The organism is Neisseria sp. P0009.S007, from assembly GCF_051962515.1.
This window is the reverse complement of record NZ_JBQCVF010000232.1, coordinates 1-2,066: the sequence shown is the minus strand read 5'-3', so window position 1 is coordinate 2,066 and position 2,066 is coordinate 1. Positions and strand designations below refer to the sequence as shown.

The 2,066-nt window shown below is 53.4% G+C and carries 1 protein-coding gene; it reads right to left on the bottom strand.

The genetic code is table 11. From position 1 onward, the window contains the following. Positions 1–1,872: excinuclease ABC subunit UvrA (gene uvrA, locus ACTHS3_RS11955; RefSeq protein ID WP_440368034.1), on the bottom strand; the 1,872-nt coding region annotated here is incomplete at its 3' end. Between the last annotated feature and the right edge of the window lie 194 nt (positions 1,873–2,066).

Below are 2,066 nucleotides of genomic sequence, written 5' to 3'. Positions count from 1 at the left end.
GAGGACAAGCATCCGCTCGGGATTGACGGGCGTGCGTTCAGACGGCACGGCAATGGTTTTTTTGCCGCTGAGGTATTGCCCGGTAACGGATTTTTCGCATTTTGCAACGTTTTCGGGGGTGTCGGCAATCAGTACGTTGCCGCCGTGTTCACCTGCGCCGGGGCCCATATCGACGACGAAATCGGCTTCGCGGATGGCGTCTTCGTCGTGTTCGACCACAATCACGCTGTTGCCCAAATCGCGCAGGCGTTTGAGGGTGGCGAGCAGGCGGTCGTTGTCGCGCTGGTGCAAACCGATGGAGGGTTCGTCCAAAACGTACATCACGCCGGTCAGGCCGCTGCCGATTTGGCTGGCGAGGCGGATGCGCTGGGCTTCGCCGCCAGAGAGGGTTTCGGCGGAGCGGCTTAAATTCAGGTAATCCAGCCCGACATTAATCAGAAAGCCGAGCCGCTCGGTGATTTCTTTGAGGATTTTTTCGGCGATTTGTTTTTTGTTGCCGTCCAAATCCAGCGTTTCAAAGAATTGGTGGGTTTTAGTCAGCGGCCAGGCGGAGACTTCGTGCAACGGTTCGCCACCGACGTAAACGTAGCGCGCTTCTTTGCGCAAACGTGCGCCGCCGCAGCTCGGGCAGGCGCGGTGGTTTTGGTATTCACGCAGTTTTTCGCGCACGGTTTCGCTGTCAGTTTCGCGGTAGCGGCGTTCGAGATTGGGGATGATACCTTCGAAGGCATGGCTGCGGTTGAAGGTGGTGCCGCGTTCGGACAGGTAAGTAAAATCAATGACTTCTTTGCCCGAGCCGTGCAAGACAATTTTTCTGACTTTTTCCGGTAGGGTTTCCCAAGCGGTGCTGACATCAAATTTATAATGATGTGCAAGCGATTGAATCATTTGGAAATAGAATTGGTTGCGCTTATCCCAGCCGTCAATCGCGCCTGCGGCTAAGGATAATTCGGGATGGGCGACCACTTTTTCGGGGTCGAAGAAATTGGTGTTGCCCAAGCCGTCGCAAGTCGGGCAGGAACCCATAGGGTTGTTGAAGGAAAACAGGCGCGGCTCTAACTCGGGCAGGCTGTATGAACATACGGGGCAGGCGAAACGTGCGGAAAACCAATGCTCTTCGCCGCTGTCCATTTCCATTGCCAACGCGCGCTCGTTGCCGTGGCGTAGCGCGGTTTCAAAACTTTCCGCCAGTCGTTGTTTAATGTCGGCTTTTACTTTCACGCGGTCGATGACGACGTCGATGTTGTGCTTGATGTTTTTTTCCAGCTTCGGTACTTCGTCCAACTGATAGACTTCGCCGTCCACGCGTACACGCGCAAAGCCCTGCGCCTGCAAGTCGGCAAAGAAATCGACAAACTCGCCCTTACGCTCGCGTACTGCCGGCGCAAGAATCATCACGCGCGTGTCTTCCGGCAGTTTCAATACGGCATCGACCATCTGCGATACGGTTTGGCTCGACAGCGGTAGCTTGTGTTCGGGGCAATGCGGCGTACCGACACGGGCGAATAAAAGGCGCAGGTAATCGTGGATTTCCGTTACCGTGCCGACGGTGGAACGCGGGTTGTGGCTGGTGGATTTCTGCTCGATGGAAATCGCGGGCGATAAGCCTTCAATTAAGTCGACATCGGGCTTGTCCATCATCTGCAAAAACTGGCGCGCATAGGCAGAAAGGCTTTCAACATAACGGCGTTGGCCTTCTGCATACAAAGTATCAAACGCCAGCGACGATTTGCCGCTGCCTGACAATCCTGTTACCACCACGAGCTTGTGGCGCGGAATGTCCAAATCGACATTTTTCAAATTATGCGTGCGCGCGCCGCGGATGCGGATGGTGTCATTATCGTGTGAATGTTTGGGATGATGGTTGCACATATTGTCAGGCCGTCTGAAAAATAAAATAAACGGCTATTGTAGCACTTTTCAAATGACAGACTGGATAGATAAAGCTTTTGATATATATAAAAGAAACAAAAAGGCCGTCTGAAAATGTGTTTTCAGACGGCCTTGATATAGATGGATCAGCTTATCAGTCGATTTTGCGGAGAATTTCGCGCAGGGCTTTTTGC